This is a genomic window from Streptomyces sp. NPDC032091, assembly GCF_055580265.1.
Genome location: NZ_JBVILR010000020.1, coordinates 48,390 through 67,275, shown reverse-complemented (window position 1 = coordinate 67,275; position 18,886 = coordinate 48,390). Strand labels below are relative to the sequence as shown.

The following is an 18,886-nucleotide window of genomic DNA, read 5'->3' as shown; positions in this document are numbered from 1 at the left end:
CCGGCCGTGCCGGACGTCAGTGCGTGCGTCGGTCCGTACGTCGGTCCGTACGTCAGTCCATGCCGATCCAGACCGACTTGGTCTGGGTGTAGCTCTCCAGGGACTCCGGGCCGCACTCGCGGCCGTAGCCGGAGGCCTTGTAGCCGCCGTAGGGGACGGAGGGGTCGTACTGGTTGTAGCAGTTGACCCAGACGGTGCCGGCCTTGATCTGCGAGGCGACCCGGTGGGCCCGGCGCAGGTCCCTGGTGTGGACGCCGGCGGCGAGGCCGTAGGCGCTGTCGTTGGCGATGCGCACGGCGTCCTCCTCCGTGTCGAAGGGGATGATCGACAGGACGGGGCCGAAGATCTCCTCCTGGGCGATGCGCATCCCGTTGTCGACGCCGGTGAAGACGGTCGGCAGGAAGTACAGGCCCTGGCTGGAGGCCCCTTCGGGGGTCCAGCCGGTGCCGCCGGTGCGCAGGACGGCGCCTTCCTTCTCGCCCACCTCGATGTAGGAGCTGACCTTGTCGAACTGGGCGCGGTGCGCGAGCGGTCCGAAGAGGGTGGCCGGGTCGCGCGGGTCGCCGGGCTTGAGGTCGGCGGCCCGGCGGACCAGGCGTTCGACCAGCTCGTCGTGGATCGGGCGCTGGAGCAGCAGCCGGGAGCCGGCCGTGCAGATCTCGCCCTTGTTGTAGTAGATGCCGAAGAAGGCGAGTTCCTCGGCGGCGTCGAGGTCGGCGTCGGCGAAGACGATGTTGGCGGACTTGCCGCCGAGTTCCATCGTGACCTTCTTCAGGGTGCCGGCCGACTTGCGGATGATCGACTGGCCGACGGCGGTGGAGCCGGTGAAGGCGATCTTGTCGATGCCGGGGTGGCCGGTGAGGGTCTCTCCCAGCTCCACACCGGGTCCGGTGACCACGTTCAGCACCCCGTCGGGGATCTCCGCCTCCTGGAACAGCTCGGCGATCTTCAGGGCGGTGAGCGGGGTGGCCGGGGAGGGCTTGTGGACGACCGTGTTCCCGGCCGCGAGGGCCGGGGCGATCTTGGTCATCGACAGCAGCAGCGGGAAGTTGAACGGGGTGATGGCGCACACCACGCCCAGCGGCTCGCGCAGGGTGTAGGCGAGCTGACCGCCGGCGGGAGCCCTGGAGGAGCCGTCGACCCGGGTGACCGCACCCGCGTAGTAGTGCATGAGCTGGGCGGCCATGGGTGCGTCGACGGTGCTGGAGAAGGCGAACGGCTTGCCCATGTCCACCGTCTCCAGCAGGGCGATCTCCTCCAGGTCCCGTTCGATCAGTTCACCGACGCGGTTGAGCCGCAGCGCGCGCTCCTGGGCGGACAGCCGGCTCCACGGGCCCTCCTCGTACGCCGTGCGGGCGGCCGCGACGGCGGCGTCCGCGTCGGTCGCGGCGGCCTGGGCCACCGGTACGATCTCCTGTCCGTCGATCGGACTGATGTCCGGTTCCGTACGGCCGTCCCGGGCCGGGACCCACTGGCCGCCGATGAACAGCTTCCCGGGGTGGGCCAGCGGGTGGCCGCTGAGCTCGCGCTTGGTCATGGCTGCACCTTCCGGTGTCGCGGGGGCTAGGCCTTTCCGAGCTGCCGCAGAAACGTCTCGGCGAGGGCCTTGGAGGAGTAGGGGTTCTGGCCGGTGGTGAGCTTGCGGTCGACGACGACGTGCGAGTCCCAGATGGCGTCGGCCTTCTCGTAGCGGGCGCCGAGTCTGGTCAGCTCGGCCTCCAGGATCAGCGGGAGCCGGCCGGCCATGTTGGTGACGAGTTCCTCGTCGTGGGAGAACGCCGTCATCCGGTAGCCCTCGAAGGGCCAGCGGCCCTCCCCGTCGCGCAGGGCGAGCAGGGCGGTGTGGCCGTGGCAGACGGTGGCGATCGGCTTGTCCTGCGCGAGGGCCCAGCGCAGCAGCTGCGCCAGTTCGTCGGACTTGGGCAGGTCGCCGATGGCCCCGTGGCCGCCGCTGATGTAGAGGGCGTCGTACCCGGCGACGTCCTTCTCGCCGAGGGACTCGATCGCGAGCGGGCTGCGGAGCTGGGGGGCCCGCTCGATCACGCGGACGTACTCGGCCGCGTTGGCGGCGTCCTCGTCGGGCGAGCCCGCCGGGCGCACGTACCGCAGGAACTGGGGGTCGATGCTGGTCTGGTCGACCGTGGGGGTGGCGCCCCCGATCGTCGCCACGTCGACGGTGTGGCCGGCGGCCTGGAAGAGCGTGTAAGGGACCACGAATTCCTCGGCCCAGAAGCCCGAGGGGTGCTGCTCCCCGTCCAGGAGGTGGAGGGTGGCCTTTGCCGTCAAGACGACGAGAATCCTCATGATTCTCTCCTTGTTCTGGATTCGCTGCCGATTCAACACGCCCCCGAAGGAGACGCGTAAGGGGGTGACGTCAGGCCCGCGATACTTCGTCACGTGCGTCCAACGCCGTGAGGATCGAACGGAATTCACCGACCAGGGGGTGGTCGGGGAAGGCTTCGGCGAATATGCGTTCGCCGTAGAGGGCCGCCATTTCCGGAACGTACGGGAGGATTCCGGCCAGGGGGGTGCCGTATACCTCCTCGGCGCGCCGGCGGACGGCCTCGTGGTCGACGCCCTCGGGCGCCATGCTCAGGACCAGGGCGCGCCGGCAGGCCAGCCGCCCGGCGAGGGCGATGGTCTCCTCGACCCCGGAGAGGTCGACGCGGTCCGCCCTGGTCATGATCAGGACGACGTCGGCGCTGCCCATGGCGGTCACCGACTCGTTGTTGAGCCCGGCGTGGGTGTCGAGCAGCAGGACGTCCAGCGCGTGGCTGCGCGCCAGCCGCTCGAAGCCCTCTGGGAGCTGGCCCACGTCGTACCCGGTGGCCATCAGCTCCCGCAGGGCCGCCGTCCCGGTCCGGGCCGGTACGACGTACAGTCCGGCCACCGCGGTCCGCCGGGCGGCGGCCTCGATCTCGCAGCGGCCGAGCAGGTAGTCGGCCAGCGAGCCGGGGCCCGGTGCGACGCCGAACAGCAGGTGCAGGGTGGGTGACTGGAGGTCCGTGTCGACCACCCCGACCCGGCGTCCGGCGGCCGCCAGCAGCAGTGCCAGGTTGGCGACCACCGAGGACTTGCCGGTGCCGCCGCGGTGCGAGTGCACCACGATGGTCCGGGTCATCACGCCACCACCCGGTATCCCGCGCCGTCCGCATGCGGCCCCCGCGCCGCACGTGGCCGGTGCAGGGCCAGCATGGTGACGTCGTCGTGCTGTTCGGCGGTGCCGGTGTGCTCGCGCACCGCCCGGTCCATCAGGTCGACCACGTCCCGGCCGCTCGCCGGGGGGCCGGCGAGCAGTTCGAGCATCCTGTCGTCACCGAGGAAGAGGCCTTCGGGGCAGCGCGCCTCGGGCACTCCGTCGGTGAACACGAACAGGGTGTCGCCCGGATCCAGCTGGGCGTAGCCGAGGGTGAAGACGCAGTCGGGCAGGACCCCGACCGCCGGCCCCGTGACCTCCAGGGCCCGGATGCCGGAGCCGTCGCCGGAGAGCAGCAGCGGCGGGTTGTGGCCGCCGTTGATGTAGACGAGGCTGCCGGTGCGGGGGTCCAGGACGCCGAAGAACAGGGTGGCGAAGTACCCCTGCCTGAGGTGGTTGCGGGTGAGGTAGCCGTTGGTGGCGGTGACCGCGTTGAGCAGCGGGGTGGCGCCGACCACCGGGGTGCGCCGGCTGCCGCCCGTACGGCCGGCGGCCATCAGGTGCTGGAGGCCGCTGTTCTCGGCGGTGTGGCGCAGCAGGGAGCGGATGAGCGCCATGAAGAGGGCGGCGCCCACCCCCTTGTCGCAGACGTCGGCGACCACGAGGGCCAGTCTGCGGCCCCGGGAGATCTCGAAGACGTCGTAGAAGTCCCCGGCGACCTGCCGGGCCGGCCGGAAGCGGACGTCGATCTCCCAGCCGGCGGGGACGGGCAGTGATTCGGGCAGGAAGCCGGCCTGGATCTCCCGGCCGATCTCCAGTTCCTTCTCGTAGCCCATGAGTTCGGCGCGCGCGTCGGCCTCCTGCACGGTGCGGCCGAGTCCGGCGCGTTCGGTGCAGCTGCGCAGCCGGGCCCCGACCAGGGCGGGCAGGAAGGGCGGGACGAGGTAGTCGTGGCCGAGGCGGACGTGCCGCTCGAGGGCGGCGAAGTCCCCGACGGTCCAGGCGACGACGACCGGGGCCCCGGCCCAGCGGCGCAGCCGGCGTACGACGGTGCGCACGACGTCCCCGTCGGCTTCGGCGGGGACGAGCAGTACGTCCCCGGCGGGCAGCGCGTCCAGGCGGCCGCGCAGCAACTGCGCGAGGGTGGGGGTGACGAGTTCCGCGTCCAACAGCCGGAGCGCTTCGAGCAGGCCGGGAGGGGGCAGCGGGTACACGTCGAGGATGATCACGGTGGTGGAGGGCATGCGTCCGTCCCCTCGGCCTTGACGGTCAGCGTGCTGATGTTCCGGCCGTCCCTGCGGGCATAGGTGTACGAATCCACGCTGGTCAGGGCCAGGTGGATGCCGAGACCGCCGACCCTGCGCCGTTCCGGGGGGACCCGGGGGGCGGGGGGCAGGCGGCCTGCGACGGGGTCGAACGCGGGGGCGGTGTCCTCGATGACGATCCGCACCCCGTCGGGACCGGAGCGGCCCAGGACGGTGATCCGTCCCTCGCCGCCCCGGTACCCGTGCATCACGATGTTGGTGGCCAGTTCGTCCACGGCCAGCCGGATCCGGTACGTCGCCCCGGTGCCGAGGCGGGCCCGGGCGGCGAGCCCCAGGACGAACGCGGCGATCTCGCCCAGTGCCCCCAGCGTCGCGGGCACCTCCAGTACGGCGGGCTTCCTCGCCAGTTCGACCACGTCACTCACCGGCCCGGGCGGTGGGCTCAGTCATCGGAGAGCTGGATGCTGCGGTCGAGTCCGGCCGTGCGGATGGTCCGCGAGACGGGCTCGATGGCGCCGACCACCCTGATGGTGACGTGGTCCGCCACCTTCTGCTGGGCGAAGACCAGGGAGCGCAGCCCGGCGCTGGCCATGTAGCCGACGCCGGCCATCCGGATCTCGACCGTGCTGGTGCCGTGGCCGGCGGCCTTCTCGATGGTCTGGTGGAAGTCCGGCGCGGTCTTGGCGTCCAGCTCGCCCGTCAGTTCGATCACGGTGGTGTCGCCCTCGATGCTCAGGGACACGGAAAGCGGCATGTCAGGTCTCCTTCGGTCACTCGGGGTCGTTGGCGCGGCCGACCAGGATCACGACCGAGCGCGGGCCGATCAGGTACTTGCCGGCATTGTCGAGCTCCTGCTCCGTGCCCGGGGTGCGGATGTCGTACGGGGCCTCGGCGCCGGTGTCGGCGAACAGGTGCCAGCTGCGGCCGTGGGGCAGGGCGGGCAGTTCCAGGTCGTGCGCCTCCCAGTGGGAGTTCATGGCGACGTACACCACGTCCTCGTCGGCGGTGCCGCAGCGGGCCACCGCGATCAGGCGGCTCTCCGGCGACCAGTCGGGCTGCCAGGCCCGTTCCCCGTGCCAGCTGATGTCCGGCAGTCCGAGGCCGTCGCGGAGCCTGCCGGTGGGGTGGGCGGTGGAGCGCAGTTCGCGGTGGCGGCCGCGGAAGGCGATCAACTCGCGGGTGAAACGGAGCAGTTCGGTGTTCTCGTCGACCTGGTCCCAGTCGAACCAGGACAGTTCGTTGTCCTGGCAGTAGGTGTTGTTGTTGCCCTGCTGGGTGCGGGCGACCTCGTCCCCGGAGAGCAGCATCGGGATGCCCTGGCTGGTGAGCAGGATGGCCAGGGCGTTCTTCATCTGGCGCAGCCGCAGGGAGTTGATCTCGGGGTCGTCCGTGGGCCCCTCGGCCCCGCAGTTCCAGCTGTTGTTGTCGTTGGCCCCGTCGTTGTTGCCCTCGCCGTTGGCCTCGTTGTGCTTGTCGTTGTACGAGACCAGGTCGGCCAGGGTGAAACCGTCGTGGGCCGTCAGGAAGTTGACGGAGGCGGACGTCCCGCGGCCGGTGTAGAGGTCGGGTGAGCCGGCGATCCGGGTCGCGAGCTCGCCGGTGACCCCGGGGTCGCCCTTGAGGAAGCGGCGCACGGTGTCGCGGTACTTGCCGTTCCACTCCGCCCAGCGGCCGTAGGCGGGGAAGTTGCCGACCTCGTAGAGGCCGCCCGCGTCCCAGGCCTCGGCGATGAGCTTGGTGTGCCGCAGGACGGGGTCGAAGGCGAGCATCTCCAGCAGCGGCGGGTTGGGCAGCGGAGTGCCGTCCAGGTCCCGGCCGAGGATGGCCGCGAGGTCGAAGCGGAAGCCGTCGACGTGGTAGTCGGCGACCCAGTGGCGCAGGCAGTCGAGCACGTAGTTGCGCACGACGGGGTGGTTGCAGTTGACCGTGTTGCCGGTGCCGCTGAAGTTGAAGTAGTACCCCTCGGGCGTGAGCATGTAGTACGTGGCGTTGTCGAGCCCCTTGAAGGAGATGGTGGGGCCCTGCTCGTTGCCCTCGGCGGTGTGGTTGAAGACGACGTCGAGGATGACCTCGATGCCGGCCGCGTGCAGGTCCTTGATCAGGGTGCGGAACTCGTCGCCCTGCATCCCGTAGCGTCCGGTGGCCGCGTAGCCGGCCTTGGGCGCGAAGAAGGAGACGGTGTTGTAGCCCCAGTAGTCGTAGAGCTTCTCGCCGGTCTCCGGGTTGCTGCGCGGGTTGTCGCTCTCGTCGAACTCGAAGACGGGGAGCAGCTCGATGCAGTTGACCCCGAGCTCCTTGAGGTACGGGATCTTCTCCCGCAGCCCCGCGAAGGTGCCGGGGGCGGTGACCCGCGAGGAGGGGTGCCGGGTGAAGCCGCGCACGTGGGCCTCGTACACGACGAGGTCCTCGGCGGGGATTCCCAGCGGGGTGTCGTCGCCCCAGTCGAAGTCCTGGAGGCAGACCCGCGAGCGGTACTGGTAGCCGCGGCTGCGGTCCGGCTCCACGCCCCACACGTCACGGCCGGCGATCAGCCGGGCGTAGGGGTCGGAGAGGACCTGGCGGGCGTCGAAGCGGTGGCCGGTGACCGGGTCGTAGGGGCCGTCGGCCCGGTACCCGTACTCGATGTTCTCGTGGTCGAGACCGAAGACCGTCATGGAGAAGACGCTGCCGGTGCGGAACTCCTCGGGGAATTCCAGCTCGGCCATCGGCTCGGGCTCTCCGCGCTTGTAGATGACCAGGGTCATGGAGGTGGCCTGGTCGGAGAAGACGGAGAAGCTGACCCCGCCGGGGACCACGTTGGCCCCGAAGGGGAACGGCTTGCCCGCGCGGACGCGGTACCCGCCCACCTCGTGGGTCGGGTACGCGTCCACGCGCAGCACTCGTTCGGAGCGGGCCTCGCTCATCGCGCGGCCTTGGCCCGGCCGGCGGCGGCCGCGGCCTCGCCGGTCTCGAAGAAGTCGAGGAAGCCGGTGGCCGACATGACGAACCGGACTTCCTCGCTCACCCCGTACAGGGTGACGGCGACGCCGGCGTGCTGGGCCTCGCGGTAGACGACCAGCAGGGTGCGCAGGCCGGCGCTGGAGACGTAGGTGACGGCGGTCAGGTCGATGCGCAGCGGCCGGCCCTCGCGCACCAGCGGCAGCAGGTTCTCCAGCAGGGTGCCGGAGGTCTCGCTGTTGATCTCGCCGGTGGCGACGAGCACGGTTCCCGTCTTGTTGCGGCGTTCCTTCACGTTCAGATTCATGTCGTGCTTCCCCTCTGGTTGGGGCGCCCCCCGTTGGGCACTACTTCTGGGCCACCGGCCGGAGCCTGACCTTGACCTTGACCCGCCCCTGGACGTCGGGGAGGTGGACGGTCAGCTCGTCGGCGTCGAACTCCTCGTACGGCTTCTCGTCGATCTCCACGGAGGCGATCCGCACCGAGCCCGCGGGCAGCAGGTCGGGCGAGACGCGCAGCGTCCGGCCGGGCAGGTCGGCCGGGTCGGGCTGGAAGTGGAAGTCCATGTCCCGGCCGTTGATGAGCAGGTTGTTGTAGACGGCGGCGAGGTAGCACAGCTCCGCCGAGTGGTACATGGACATCGAGTGGCTGCCCTTGAGCCGCTCGGTGCCGAGCAGGTACGGCGTGCCGCTGGCGAGCACGTTGAAGTACACGGCTCCCTCGTCGTGGTCGAGGAAGAAGGTGTTGTAGAAGGACTGCGCCTGGCGGGCCTCGCGCAGGGCCGCCTCACCGCCGACGGTGCCGTGCAGGATGAGGTAGGCGAGGATCGCCTGCTCCTGCTGCCACCAGGCCTTGCGGTCGTGCCAGGCGAAACGGTACGTCTCCTGGTCCCCCTCCTTCACCCGCTCGACGACGTCGTACCAGCCGCCGCGCTGGAGGTCGCTGCCGACGGCCGGCATGATCTCGCCGATCTTCCGGGCGAGCTCCTCGTAGGCGGGCTTGGCCTTCAGCGAGTTCATCCGCATCAGGTTCCAGGCGATCTTCAGGTTGTGCCCGACGACCGCGCGGTTCTGCTGCCAGCTGTGCGCGGTGTCGTGCGACCAGTCGCGGAAGAAGCGCTCCTGGACGAACGGGCTGTTCTTGTAGTCCGGGAACCTGTCCGCGATGGTGTCGAAGGTGTACTCCAGGAAATCGGCGTACTTCTGGTCGCCGGTCGCCAGGTACAGGTTGATCAGGTACGCGGGCGCGTGGTCGCCGACGGAGTTCCAGTTCTTGCGTTCGGCGTTCTCGCCGAGGGACTCGTGGTCGGGGCTGAAGAGGATCGGGTCGATGTGCGAGAAGTACCCGCCCTGCTCCGGGTCGTGGAAGAACTTGTCGAACAGCCGGATGGTGGCGTCGGCGTCGTTCTTGATCCGGACGTCGCCGGTGACCCGGTAGGTCTGGATGGGGCCGGCCAGGGCGTAGATCTGCTCGTACATCGGGATGGCGTCGTAGTCGTCGGAGAACTCCGAGGTGAACAGCTTGCGCTCGCTGTCCCCGTCGACGCTGATGCCGTGGTACCAGTAGACGACGTCTTCCTCGGTGTCCACGACCCGCATGTGCTTGCGCAGGTACTCGGTGCCGCGCTCGGCGATCTCCAGGTACTCGTCCTTGCCGGTCAGCAGGTAGGCGGAGGCCATGCCGTAGACCAGGCGGGAGATGGTGTCGGTCTCCTGGACGTGGCTGGCGGTCTTGTCGCCGCCGAGCCGGATCTCGGTGCGGTACTGGTCGAAGTCCACCGGCCCGTCGCCGAACTGCGCCCGCTTGTAGAAGTCGGCGAGGGACTCGATCTGCTTGACCCACCAGCCGGCCTCCTCGAAGCGGTAGTCCTCGGCGCTGCGGCCGAGGAACACCAGCCGCTTGGCGTCGAAGCGCCCGCCCTGCTCGGGGTAGTGGACCCCGTAGGCGAAGAGGAACCGGCCGGCGGAGAGCATCTCGTCGATGTGGCCCGAGGCGTCGACGTACGGCTCGTCCAGGTTGCGCACCAGCTCGGCGCTGGGACCCGAGGCGAGGGAGACGTCGAACTCCCGGTCGTCGGCGGTGCGCAGGCGCAGCAGCCGCGACGCGGAGTCGAAGCGGACGACGTAGCCCGCGATCGTGTCGGAGAAGGAGAAGCCGGTCGAGCCCGCCATGTCATGCACCGTCCTTGTCGTGTGAGCGGTCGTCCTCGAATCCCTGACCGACCTCGACGATCACCCCGTCGGGATCGCGGACCCAGACGGTCCGCCAGCCGCAGATGAAGTCGTCGAAGTCCAGCGGCCCCAGGGTCACGTCGGCCGCCTCGCCCAGTTCCGCGAGGAACGCGTCGACGTCGTCGGTCTGGAAGGCCAGGTGGCGTATCCGGCCCGGGGCCGGCGGGCCGTCGTCGTTCGCGGTACGGGCCGGCTCGGCGCCGGCCTCGAAGAGCTCCAGGTACGCGTCCCCCTTGCGCAGGAACACGATCCGGCTCTCCCCGAGGTCGACCACCCGGGCCCGGGTGAAGCCGAAGTACCGGGTGTAGAACTCCTCGGTGCTCTTCTGGTCGGCGCAGTTGAGTCCCACGTGGGACCAGACCATCGGGCGTCCGCCGACGCCGGACATCAGGCGCTCCCCCGCGCCCGGGCCGCCGCGAGCAGCTCGATGATCCTGCGGGCGAAGAGGTGGTGGTGGGCGCCGGTGCGGCCGGTGACCAGGTCGCCGTCGACCACCACGTCCGCGTCGACGTACTCGGCGCCCATGTTGCGGACGTCGCCGATGAGGTTGTTGTGGCAGACCACCTTGCGGCCGCGGACCTTGTCCGGGATGGAGGAGGCCAGCCACATGCCGTGGCAGATGATCCCCTTGAGGACCGTCGGCTCCTCGAAGGCCCGGCGCAGGAACTCGGTCGCGGGCGCCAGTACGTCCACGTCCTCGGTGTAGCGCAGCCGGTCGGCCACCATGCCCGAGGGCACGATGACGGCCGCGTACCGGCGCAGTTCCTCGTCGCCGAGCCCCTCCAGGGACTTGTCGGCGGTGAACGGCGCCCGGTACTCGTGCCCGGAGAAGGTGATGGAGTCGTTGCCCCACAGCCGGGTCAGGAAGTCGACCTCGGCGCCCTCCTCGGCGAACCGGCGCTGGTAGTAGAAGATCTCCGGCTCGTAGAAGTCGCTCTCGACCAGGACCGCGATCCGGGTCCCGCTCAGCGCGCCCTCGCGCAGTACGGCGTCAGGCACGGGACACCCCCCTCAGGAAGTCCGCCGCGCGCTCGGCGATCATCGCGATGGCGGTGTGGCAGTTGCCCGACGGGACGGCGGGCATGACGCTGGCGTCGACGACGCGCAGGCCCCGTACGCCGTGCACCCGCAGCTCGGGGTCGACGACCGAGAGGTCGTCGATGCCCATGCGGCAGGAGCCGGCCTGGTGGTGGTAGCTCTCCGCCTTCTGCCGGACGAAGGTCCGCAGGTCCTCGTCGGTGACGGCGCCGGGCCCCGGCTGGAGCTCCTGCTTGTACCAGGGCGAGAAGGCGGAGGTGGCGAAGAGCTCCCGGGCGAGTTTGACGCCCTGCACCATCCGCTCCAGGTCCCAGCGGTCGCCCAGGTAGTTCGGGTGGATCAGCGGGTGGGCGAGCGGGTCGGCACTCGCCAGCCGGATCCAGCCCCGGGAGACCGGGCGGACGACCCCGGGGAGGATGGAGACGGTGTTCGGGTGGTCCTGGCCGACGATCACGTCGAAGGGGACGTGGACGAAGGCGATCTGGAGGTCCGGGGCGGGCAGTCCGGGCCGGGAGGAGAGGAACAGCGCGCTCTCCGAGAGGTTCTGCGCGGGCGCCGGGAGCTCCTGGGTGACCTCGGCCATCAGCCCGGTCAGGACGTGGTTGTGGAAGTTCTCGCCGACCCCGGGCAGGGCCGCGGTGACCTCGATGCCGTGCTCGCGCAGCCGCTCGGGGTGGCCGATGCCGGAGAGCAGCAGCAGCTTCGGGGACTCGATGGCCCCGGCCGCCACGATCACCTCGCGGCGGGCCCGTACGGTGTGCGGCCCGGGGGCCGGGGCGGTGCTGTGGCCGTCCCGTACCGTCCGGCCCGGGATCTGCGCCGGGGGCCGGCTCTGGACGTACTCGACGCCCGTGCAGGTGTCCCCGTCGACGAGCAGCCGGGTGGTCTGCGCATTGGTGCGCAGGGTCAGGTTGGGGCGGGCGAGGGCCGGCTCCAGGTAGGAGGCCAGGGTGCCCTGGCGGCGCCCGTCGGCCACGTCGACGTGGTGCCAGCCGGTGCCGAAGAGGCCGCCGCGGGGGCCGTCGGTGTTGAAGTCGGCGATCTCGCGGTGGCCGAGCTCGACGGCGGCGTCGATGAAGGCGCGGGAGGCCGGGTTGGGGCCGTGCCGCCCGGCGTTGGTGACCCGCTGGGGGCCGCCGGTGCCGGTGGTGGGGGCGGTGACGTCCTCCTGGTCCTCCAGGAGCGCGAAGTACGGCAGCACGTCCTCGTACGCCCAGCCGGCCGCGCCCTGGTAGGCCCAGTTGTCGAAGTCCGAGGCGTGGCCCCGGATGTGCATCATGATGTAGAGGTTGCTGCTGCCGCCGGGGGCCTTGCCGCGCGGTTCGTAGGTGCGGCGCCCGCCCAGTCCCGGCTGCGGGACGCTGGTGTAGCCCCAGTCGACGGGTCCGCCGAGCAGCTTGTACCAGGAGGACGGGTCGTCCACCTCGGGCGGGATGCGGTCGCCGCCGGCCTCCAGGACCAGGACGGAGACGTCCGGGTCGGCGGAGAGGCGGTTCGCGAGGACGCTGCCGGCGGTGCCGGAGCCGACGATCACGTAGTCGTACTGCTCTGTGGCCACGGGTCCGGTCCCCCTCAGTCCTGGCTCAGCACCTGGAAGGGGACGGTGTCGTGGAAGTTCGCCATGTAGGCGATCCGGCCGTCCACGATCCGGAAGAAGTTCATGACCTCGGCCTCGATGGCCTGGCCGGAGGGGCTGACGGCGCTGATGTGGGAGACGGCCGCGGCCTTCTCCCCGTCGACCAGGAAGTGCACGGGCTCGTTGCGGAAGACCCGGTACATGGCCCCCATGCCCTTCATCATCGAGCGCAGGGTCTCCAGGCCCTCGATGTGTCCGGCGAGCTGCTCGTCCATGACCTGGTCCTCGGCGAACAGGTCGCACCAGCGGTCCCAGTCGCCGGCGTTGGCGTACTCGTAGTACTTGGTCAGGATCGTTCGAGCGTCCATCGGTCGTTCATCCCCCCTATCGGTCCCTGCGGGTGCCGTCCGGCGCGAAGGGCGCCCAGAACTGGCTGAAGGCACTGGCCGTGTCGCCGAAGAGCCCGTCGCGGCCCTCGACGACCCGTCCGTCCCGCCAGCGCATGAAGTGGAAGACCGGGTAGTCCATCCGCTCGTACGGGGAGCCGCTCGCCGGGTCCGCGCCGTCCCGCAGGGCGGTGTTGCGGCAGACGTCGGCGCTGCAGTCCGGCCCGGTCAGGACGGCCTCCAGCTCCATGCGGAAGGTGCCGCCGGTGAGCTTGTGGGTCTGGCCCATCAGCTCCAGGAAGGCGTCCAGGCTCTCGTACCAGCCGGCCAGCGGGTGGTTGCCGGGCACCAGCCAGCGCAGGTCCTCGGAGTAGTACTCCAGGATGCGCGCGCGGTCTCCGGAGCCGAGGGCGCGGTAGGCGGCCTCGACCCGCTCACGGGTCACTTCGGTCATCGCCGCGGCCCTCTCAGAGCGAGCCCGAGCCGGGCATCGGCGCCAGCTCGTTGACGGTGTACTGCTTGATCAGCGGGCCGTCCGGACCCGCCACGACGGTCCAGGTCTGGTCGGCGTCGAAGCCCAGCCACTGGCTGCGGGCGGCCGGGGCGTCCCAGATCTTGGCCTGCCAGTTGACGAGGACGCGGACGATCGCCCGGTCGCCCTCGATGACCGGCTCCACCTTGGTGACCGTGTGCACCTCGTCGAAGAAGCGGTGGGTGACGGCCTCGTACCAGCGGCCGAAGCCCTGGTGGCCGAGGAAGGTGTCCTCGGGGACCTTGAACTCCAGGTCCTCGGTGATGAGGGCGAGGACCTGCTCCGGCGGGAGGTGGCGGTCCAGGGCCACGTACCAGTTCTCGGCGAAGGTGCGGATCGCGTCCTCGGTCAGCCGCTCGGCGGGCATGCGGTCTCCTCCTGTTCGGTGGGGTCCGGTCGGTTCAGATCTGGACGTCGACGAGGAACGGGCCGGGGTGGGCCAGCATCCGGTCCACGGCGGCCGCCGCCTCGTCCGGCTTCTCCACCCGCGTCCCGTCGGCGCCCAGCGCCCGGGCCAGCCCCGCGAAGTCGATCTCGGGGCGGGAGAGGTCGAAGGAGCCGGGGAAGGGGTGTTCGGCGATGTCCCGTTCGCGCCAGTACTGGGCGATGTTGTCGTCGAGCAGCCGGTACTTGCGGTTGTTGCAGACCACGAACTTGGCGTCGATCCCGTGCCGGACCGCCGTCCACAGCGCCTGGTAGGTGTACATGGACCCGCCGTCGCCCGCGAAGCCGACGACGAGCCGGTCCGGGCGGGCCAGCTTGACGCCGACCGCGCCCGGGAAGCCCACGCCCAGCGAACCGCCTCGGGTGAGGTGGTAGTCGCCCGGGCGTTCCGCCGGCAGGTACCGGGTGACCAGCGGGGACGTGGTGAGCGCCTCGTCGAAGACGATGAGGTCCCCGCGGGTGCGCTCGGCCAGCGTCCGCAGGAAGACGGCCATCGGCGTGTCGTCGTCCTGCGACGGCTGCCGGGCGGCCCGGTCCCTTTCCCGAACCCGTACGTCGATCCGCGCGGCCGCCGCGGCCCGCCGGTCCGGGGTCAGCCGCTGTTCCAGTACGCCGGCCAGCGCGCGCAGCGCCTGGCGGGGGTCGGCGGCCAGCCCGAGGTCGACGGGGTGGTTCTTGGCGATCTCGTAGGCGTTCAGGTCGATGTGCACGACCTTGGCGCCGGGCCGGAAGGGGTTCTCCAGTTCGGGGAACACCTCGGGGAAGACGTAGGTGCCGACGATCAGCACCCCGTCCGCCTCCCCGACCAGCTCCTTGCTGTGCGGGCCGAACATGTGGCCCGTCTGGCCGCGGCGCAGCGGGTGCGAGGCGGCGATGTTCACCTCCGAGGAGTCGACCTCGTACACGTCGGCGCCCAGCAGCTCGGCGACGGCGGCGAGTTCGGCCTGGGCCCCGGAGAGCGCGACCCCGTCCCCGACGAGGACCACCGGCCGTTCGGCGGAGGCGAGCAGCTCGGCCGCCCGCCCCACCGAGGCCGGCGAGGGCGCCACGTCGGTGAGCGGCACCGTGGCCGGCAGGACGGGCTCGGAGTTGAGCTCGTCCAGCACGTCCATGGGCAGGGCCACGAACACCGGCCCGCGCGGCGGGGTGAGGGCGATCTTCACGGCCCGCCGGATCGTGCGCAGCACGGACCGGGGGTCCGTGACCCGGGTCGCGTACTTGGTGACGGGCTTGGCCATGGCCACCAGGTCCGAGGCCATCTGGGCGTCCATGGCGTCGTAGCGCACCCCGGCGTCGCCGGCGACCACGACCAGCGGGGTGTGGCCGCGCAGCGACTGGTAGAGCATGCCGATGCCGTTGCCCAGCCCCACGCCGGAGTGCAGCTGGAGCAGGGCCGCACCGCCGGTGGCCCGGGCGTAGCCGTCGGCGATGCCGGCGGCCACGGTCTCCTGGAGGGCCAGGACGTACTGGAAGTCCGCCGCCGCGTCGACCGCGTCGAGGAATCCCTGTTCCACTGTTCCCGGATTTCCGAACATCACCGTCAGGCCGTCGGCCTTGAACTGCTCGATCAGCCTTTCCCGTCCGGGAGTGGCTTCGGAATTCATCGGACTCCCCCTCATTCCCCTACCACCCGTAACGGGTGAGACCGTTCTCCAGGACTTCCACGATCTTCTGCCCCGTGAGGTACGAGTCGGGGGTGGAACGGCCGGTGACGAAGGGGTAGTCGACTATCACCGACAGCGGATGGCCGAAATTCCCGTGATAGGCGCCGCGCGGGCCGGTCGCGTCGCGCAGGATGTACTCCAGCGGGTACGGCGGCGGGCCCATGTTGAAGTCGGTGCCGAGGAATCCGGTGCCGTCCTTGTAGTCGTACTCCTTGCAGTGGCCGGTGACGTGTTTGCCCCAGATGATGCTCCTGCGGTCGCCCCAGTCGCGGGCGAAGGCCAGGCAGGCGACGCCGTAGCATTCGGCGGCCACGACCTTGCCGGCGTTCTTGAAGGCCAGGATCAGGGCGTGGATCCGCTCGTTGTTGGCGAGGTCGACGATGGGACCGCTGCCGCCGACGATGAGGATCGCGTCGTAGCCGGCGATGTCGGCTTCGAGCTTCTCCAGGTCCCGGTGGTACTGCTCCAGCTTGCGCAGGTAGCTCTCGTCGCTCGTGTAAGGGCGTTCCGGCACCCAGGCCTCGATGTCGAGGGGCGAGTCGAGGCGGCTCGACTGCTCGAACTCCCGGCCCAGCCGGGCGTTCTCCTCCGAGGTGACCGAGCGGCCGAGCGGAGGGTCGACGAAGTTCGGGTCGAGGCTCGGCGGAAGCGCGTGGGCGCGCTTTCCGGTCGGCGTGGCGAATGTGATCTCGTAGCCCTGCTCGTCGAACTTCGAAACGGGACCGATCAGTTCCTCGGACCAGTAACCGTGTTCGGAGACAATGACCAGAATCTTTCTGCTCACAGATTCCTCCAGGCGCGGCCTGTTGTCGTTTGCGTTCACCACACTGCGTGCGGCCGGAGCCCGCGTCAAAGGGCCGGAATGCGACTTCGTGAGGTAGCGGGCAAGGTCGTCGCGGCACCTCACCTAGTAGCCCGGCGAGGTCAGGAAGTACGTGCCGGACTTCCTGACCTCGGCCGGATCGCTGAACCATTTCAAGATCCCCGATTTATGGTCTGGACGCGCCGTGATGCGGGGCGCGCGCCGGGTCAGGAGTGCGTGAGGAGAGGGACGGGGACGATGACGAAGGACCTGTTGTGCACACACGTCGACCAGATACGTCCGGTGGAGCCATCGGCCGGCGGCTGTGAGGAGTGCCTGCGCCTGGGGGACGTCTGGGTGCACCTGCGGATGTGCCTGAGCTGCGGGCACGTCGGATGCTGCGACTCCTCCAAGAACCGGCACGCGACCCGGCACTACAAGGCGACGGCCCACCCGATCGCGGCCTCCCACGAGCCCGGTGAGGACTGGGCCTGGTGCTACGCCGACCAGCTGATGCTGGAGCCGGCGTGAACGCGCCCCAGGGGAGCCCCGCCTCCCCCGCCACGAGCACGGCCGCCCCCGCGGAACGGGCCGACAGCCGCAAGCCCGTGATCCTGGCCGTGGACGACGACCCGCAGGTGCTGCGGGCCGTCCGCCGCGACCTGCGCAGCGCCTACGGCGACCGCTACCGGGTGCTGGGCGCATCCTCGGCCGCGGACGCCCTGAAGATCCTGGACTCCCTCGACGAACGCGGCCACGACCCCGCGCTGTTCCTCGTCGACCAGCGGATGCCCGACGTCACCGGGGTGGAGTTCCTGCTGGAGGCGGTCAGCCGGTTCCCCGACGCCCGCCGGGTGCTGCTGACGGCGTACGCGGAGACGGACGCGGCCATCACGGCCATCAACCGGGTCCGGCTGGACTACTACCTGCTCAAGCCCTGGGACCCGCCGCACGAGCGGCTCTTCCCGGTCCTCGACGACCTGCTCTCGGACTGGCTGGCCACCTACCGCCCCGCCTACGACGGGATCATCGTCGCGGGCCACCTGGTCTCCCCCGGCACGCACGCCGTGCGGGACTTCTTCACCCGCAACGGCCAGCCGTTCCGCTTCCTGAACGTGGAGCGGGACCCCGAGGCGCTGACGGTGATCGCCGACGCCCGGGCCGGGGCCGCGCTGCCGCTGGTGCGCTTCCCGGACGGCTCGGTGCTCTCCGCGCCCACCGACACCGAACTGGCCCGGCGCCTGGGCCTGGCCACCACCGCCTCGCGCCCGCACTACGAGTGCGTGATCGTCGGCGCCGGCCCGGCGGGGCTGGCCGCCGGGGTGTACGCGGCCTCGGAGGGGCTGTCCACGCTGATGCTGGACTCCCGCGCCCCGGGCGGGCAGGCCGGCACCTCCAGCCTGATCGAGAACTACCTCGGCTTCCCCTCGGGCCTCTCCGGCGGGGACCTGACCCGCCGGGCCACCATCCAGGCCTCCCGCTTCGGCGCCGAGATCCTGCACCCGGTGGAGGTGGTCTCGCTGACCCGGGACGACCCGGCGAAGATCCTGACCCTGGCGGACGGTACGGAGATCAGCGCGGAGACGGTGCTGCTGGCGACCGGGGTCTCGTACAACCGGCTGGAGGCCCCCGGCGCGGACCGCTTCGAGGGCGCGGGCCTCTACTACGGGGCGGCGACCACCGAGAGCTCGGCGTGCATCTCCCAGCACGTGTTCATCGTGGGCGGCGCCAACTCGGCCGGGCAGGCGGCGGTGCACTTCGCCAAGTACGCGGCCCGGGTGACCATCCTGGTCCGCGCGGCCTCCCTGGACGCGAGCATGTCCCGCTACCTGATCGACGAGATCGAGCGCACCCCGAACATCGAGGTGAAGGTCCGCACGACCGTCACCGCCCTGGACGGCGGGGAGCACCTGGAGCGGATCACCCTGCACGACGCGGACACCGGCGAGGACCGGGAGGTCCCGGCCCGGTTCATGTTCACGTTCATCGGGGCCCGCCCGCACACGGACTGGCTGTCGGGGGTGGTGGAGCGCGACGAGTACGGCTTCGTCCTCACCGGCTCGGACCTGATCGCCAACGGCGGTGAGCTGCCGGCGGAGTGGAGCCTGGAGCGCGCCCCGTACCCGCTGGAGACCAGCGTCCCCGGGGTGTTCGCGGCGGGCGACGTACGGGCCCACTCGGTCAAGCGGGTCGCCTCGGGCGTGGGCGAGGGGGCCATGGCGGTCTCCCTGATCCACCGCTACCGCTCGATGGGCTGAAGCCGAGGGCGAACACCCGGACCCTTGCGATCACGGGAGACCGGATGCAACGTTGATTACATGATTACAGCCGAACAGAGCGAGAAGCTCCGCGCGTGGTTCGCCGAGCGCCTGCCGGTGGACGTCTACGAGTCCCTCGTCTCGGTCACCGTCGACCGGGAGGAGATCACCGTCGTCGGCGCCGTCCCGGCGTCCGAGTCGGTCGAGGAGTTCCGCGAGCGCACCCGCGAGCAGCGCGTGGAGGTGGCCCGCGAGGCCGAGGAGCTCTACCGCCGCAAGGTCGCCTGGGGCGTGAAGTCGGGTGAGGAGACCGTGCTCTTCACCCACCTCGCGGTCCCCGTCATGACCCGGCTGCGCCAGTCCGAGCGCCAGGTGCTCGACACCCTGGTCGCCGGCGGGGTGGCGCGCAGCCGGGCGGACGCCCTGGCCTGGTGCGTACGCCTCGTCGGGGAGAACACGGACGCGTGGCTGCGGGAGCTGCGCGAGTCCCTCGACAAGGTCCGTCAGGTGCGCGCGCAGGGCCCCGACATCCAGAAGTCGCAGTCGGAGTGACGGAAATCCCCACCGGGCACTGATGATCCCGGAAAGTATCCGGGACGACCTGATCCCAGGGAGAG

20 protein-coding genes are annotated in these 18,886 nt (G+C 70.7%); 3 read left to right on the top strand and 17 right to left on the bottom strand.

The genetic code is table 11. From position 1 onward, the window contains the following. Positions 1-52: 52 nt before the first annotated feature. The 17 genes from ACZ5NJ_RS28060 to ACZ5NJ_RS27980 all read right to left on the bottom strand — a co-directional run bounded on the left by ACZ5NJ_RS28060 (position 53) and on the right by ACZ5NJ_RS27980 (position 15,993). Positions 53-1,537 (bottom strand): aldehyde dehydrogenase family protein, encoded by a 1,485-nt coding sequence (locus ACZ5NJ_RS28060; RefSeq protein WP_468768255.1) that lies wholly within the window; start codon positions 1,535-1,537, stop codon positions 53-55. A gap of 26 nt (positions 1,538-1,563) precedes the next feature. Continuing rightward, positions 1,564-2,304, bottom strand: a complete 741-nt coding sequence (locus ACZ5NJ_RS28055) for a type 1 glutamine amidotransferase domain-containing protein (protein WP_468768253.1) — start codon at positions 2,302-2,304, stop codon at positions 1,564-1,566. A 70-nt stretch (positions 2,305-2,374) separates the two neighbouring features. Continuing rightward, positions 2,375-3,121 (bottom strand): MinD/ParA family ATP-binding protein, encoded by a 747-nt coding sequence (locus tag ACZ5NJ_RS28050; protein ID WP_468768251.1) that lies wholly within the window; start codon positions 3,119-3,121, stop codon positions 2,375-2,377. Continuing rightward, positions 3,121-4,380, bottom strand: a complete 1,260-nt coding sequence (locus ACZ5NJ_RS28045; RefSeq protein ID WP_468768248.1) for a PP2C family protein-serine/threonine phosphatase — start codon at positions 4,378-4,380, stop codon at positions 3,121-3,123. The genes ACZ5NJ_RS28050 and ACZ5NJ_RS28045 overlap by 1 nt, the downstream gene beginning before the upstream one ends. After that, complete coding sequence (locus tag ACZ5NJ_RS28040; RefSeq protein WP_468768245.1) at positions 4,362-4,826, bottom strand: ATP-binding protein; 465 nt, start codon at positions 4,824-4,826, stop codon at positions 4,362-4,364. Before ACZ5NJ_RS28040 ends, ACZ5NJ_RS28045 begins: the two co-directional genes overlap by 19 nt. Before the next feature lie 17 nt (positions 4,827-4,843). Continuing rightward, entirely contained in the window at positions 4,844-5,155 is a 312-nt protein-coding gene (locus ACZ5NJ_RS28035) for an STAS domain-containing protein (protein ID WP_389611460.1), read from the bottom strand. 16 nt (positions 5,156-5,171) lie between these two features. Next, positions 5,172-7,304 carry a glycogen debranching protein GlgX gene (gene glgX / locus ACZ5NJ_RS28030; RefSeq protein WP_468768243.1) on the bottom strand — a complete coding sequence of 711 codons (2,133 nt, stop codon included), beginning with the start codon at positions 7,302-7,304 and terminating at the stop codon, positions 5,172-5,174. Next, positions 7,301-7,645 (bottom strand): STAS domain-containing protein, encoded by a 345-nt coding sequence (locus tag ACZ5NJ_RS28025; RefSeq protein ID WP_468768242.1) that lies wholly within the window; start codon positions 7,643-7,645, stop codon positions 7,301-7,303. The genes glgX and ACZ5NJ_RS28025 overlap by 4 nt, the downstream gene beginning before the upstream one ends. A 40-nt stretch (positions 7,646-7,685) precedes the next feature. Further along, entirely contained in the window at positions 7,686-9,509 is a 1,824-nt protein-coding gene (locus ACZ5NJ_RS28020; protein ID WP_468768240.1) for an AGE family epimerase/isomerase, read from the bottom strand. Position 9,510: 1 nt separating this feature from the next. Continuing rightward, a complete protein-coding gene (locus ACZ5NJ_RS28015) occupies positions 9,511-9,957 on the bottom strand; it encodes a VOC family protein (RefSeq protein ID WP_468768239.1) in 447 nt (148 codons plus the stop codon). After that, positions 9,957-10,568, bottom strand: coding sequence for a DJ-1/PfpI family protein (locus ACZ5NJ_RS28010; RefSeq protein WP_468768237.1), 612 nt, complete (start codon positions 10,566-10,568; stop codon positions 9,957-9,959). Before ACZ5NJ_RS28010 ends, ACZ5NJ_RS28015 begins: the two co-directional genes overlap by 1 nt. Then, complete coding sequence (locus ACZ5NJ_RS28005) at positions 10,561-12,165, bottom strand: GMC family oxidoreductase (protein ID WP_468768235.1); 1,605 nt, start codon at positions 12,163-12,165, stop codon at positions 10,561-10,563. Before ACZ5NJ_RS28005 ends, ACZ5NJ_RS28010 begins: the two co-directional genes overlap by 8 nt. A 14-nt stretch (positions 12,166-12,179) precedes the next feature. Further along, positions 12,180-12,551 carry a nuclear transport factor 2 family protein gene (locus tag ACZ5NJ_RS28000; protein WP_468768233.1) on the bottom strand — a complete coding sequence of 124 codons (372 nt, stop codon included), beginning with the start codon at positions 12,549-12,551 and terminating at the stop codon, positions 12,180-12,182. A 16-nt stretch (positions 12,552-12,567) separates the two neighbouring features. Further along, complete coding sequence (locus ACZ5NJ_RS27995; protein WP_365150095.1) at positions 12,568-13,023, bottom strand: nuclear transport factor 2 family protein; 456 nt, start codon at positions 13,021-13,023, stop codon at positions 12,568-12,570. A 13-nt stretch (positions 13,024-13,036) separates the two neighbouring features. Beyond that, on the bottom strand, positions 13,037-13,468 hold the full coding sequence (locus ACZ5NJ_RS27990) for a nuclear transport factor 2 family protein (RefSeq protein ID WP_468768231.1): 432 nt from the start codon (positions 13,466-13,468) through the stop codon (positions 13,037-13,039). A 34-nt stretch (positions 13,469-13,502) separates the two neighbouring features. Further along, complete coding sequence (locus ACZ5NJ_RS27985; RefSeq protein ID WP_468768229.1) at positions 13,503-15,149, bottom strand: thiamine pyrophosphate-binding protein; 1,647 nt, start codon at positions 15,147-15,149, stop codon at positions 13,503-13,505. A gap of 19 nt (positions 15,150-15,168) precedes the next feature. Beyond that, positions 15,169-15,993 carry a type 1 glutamine amidotransferase domain-containing protein gene (locus ACZ5NJ_RS27980; RefSeq protein ID WP_468768228.1) on the bottom strand — a complete coding sequence of 275 codons (825 nt, stop codon included), beginning with the start codon at positions 15,991-15,993 and terminating at the stop codon, positions 15,169-15,171. 276 nt (positions 15,994-16,269) lie between these two features. Here ACZ5NJ_RS27980 and ACZ5NJ_RS27975 point away from each other — a divergent pair, with 276 nt between their 5' ends. Genes ACZ5NJ_RS27975 through ACZ5NJ_RS27965 form a run of 3 tightly spaced genes read left to right on the top strand, consistent with a single transcriptional unit; the run spans position 16,270 to position 18,821 of the window. After that, entirely contained in the window at positions 16,270-16,542 is a 273-nt protein-coding gene (locus tag ACZ5NJ_RS27975) for a UBP-type zinc finger domain-containing protein (RefSeq protein WP_468768226.1), read from the top strand. Then, the gene (locus ACZ5NJ_RS27970; RefSeq protein ID WP_468768225.1) at positions 16,539-18,269 is read left to right on the top strand and encodes an FAD-dependent oxidoreductase; all 1,731 of its coding nucleotides are present in this window, start codon (positions 16,539-16,541) and stop codon (positions 18,267-18,269) included. Before ACZ5NJ_RS27975 ends, ACZ5NJ_RS27970 begins: the two co-directional genes overlap by 4 nt. Before the next feature lie 60 nt (positions 18,270-18,329). Continuing rightward, a complete protein-coding gene (locus tag ACZ5NJ_RS27965; RefSeq protein WP_468768223.1) occupies positions 18,330-18,821 on the top strand; it encodes a hypothetical protein in 492 nt (163 codons plus the stop codon). The last annotated feature ends 65 nt before the right edge of the window (positions 18,822-18,886 follow it).

Coding starts and splice junctions, on each gene's coding strand:
- ACZ5NJ_RS28060 (WP_468768255.1), bottom strand. CDS start 1,537: ATGACCAAGCGCGAGCTCAGCGGCCACCCGCTGGCCCACCCCGGGAAG.
- ACZ5NJ_RS28055 (WP_468768253.1), bottom strand. CDS start 2,304: ATGAGGATTCTCGTCGTCTTGACGGCAAAGGCCACCCTCCACCTCCTG.
- ACZ5NJ_RS28050 (WP_468768251.1), bottom strand. CDS start 3,121: ATGACCCGGACCATCGTGGTGCACTCGCACCGCGGCGGCACCGGCAAG.
- ACZ5NJ_RS28045 (WP_468768248.1), bottom strand. CDS start 4,380: ATGCCCTCCACCACCGTGATCATCCTCGACGTGTACCCGCTGCCCCCT.
- ACZ5NJ_RS28035 (WP_389611460.1), bottom strand. CDS start 5,155: ATGCCGCTTTCCGTGTCCCTGAGCATCGAGGGCGACACCACCGTGATC.
- glgX (WP_468768243.1), bottom strand. CDS start 7,304: ATGAGCGAGGCCCGCTCCGAACGAGTGCTGCGCGTGGACGCGTACCCG.
- ACZ5NJ_RS28025 (WP_468768242.1), bottom strand. CDS start 7,645: ATGAATCTGAACGTGAAGGAACGCCGCAACAAGACGGGAACCGTGCTC.
- ACZ5NJ_RS28020 (WP_468768240.1), bottom strand. CDS start 9,509: ATGGCGGGCTCGACCGGCTTCTCCTTCTCCGACACGATCGCGGGCTAC.
- ACZ5NJ_RS28015 (WP_468768239.1), bottom strand. CDS start 9,957: ATGTCCGGCGTCGGCGGACGCCCGATGGTCTGGTCCCACGTGGGACTC.
- ACZ5NJ_RS28000 (WP_468768233.1), bottom strand. CDS start 12,551: ATGGACGCTCGAACGATCCTGACCAAGTACTACGAGTACGCCAACGCC.
- ACZ5NJ_RS27995 (WP_365150095.1), bottom strand. CDS start 13,023: ATGACCGAAGTGACCCGTGAGCGGGTCGAGGCCGCCTACCGCGCCCTC.
- ACZ5NJ_RS27990 (WP_468768231.1), bottom strand. CDS start 13,468: ATGCCCGCCGAGCGGCTGACCGAGGACGCGATCCGCACCTTCGCCGAG.
- ACZ5NJ_RS27985 (WP_468768229.1), bottom strand. CDS start 15,149: ATGAATTCCGAAGCCACTCCCGGACGGGAAAGGCTGATCGAGCAGTTC.
- ACZ5NJ_RS27975 (WP_468768226.1), top strand. CDS start 16,270: ATGACGAAGGACCTGTTGTGCACACACGTCGACCAGATACGTCCGGTG.
- ACZ5NJ_RS27965 (WP_468768223.1), top strand. CDS start 18,330: ATGATTACAGCCGAACAGAGCGAGAAGCTCCGCGCGTGGTTCGCCGAG.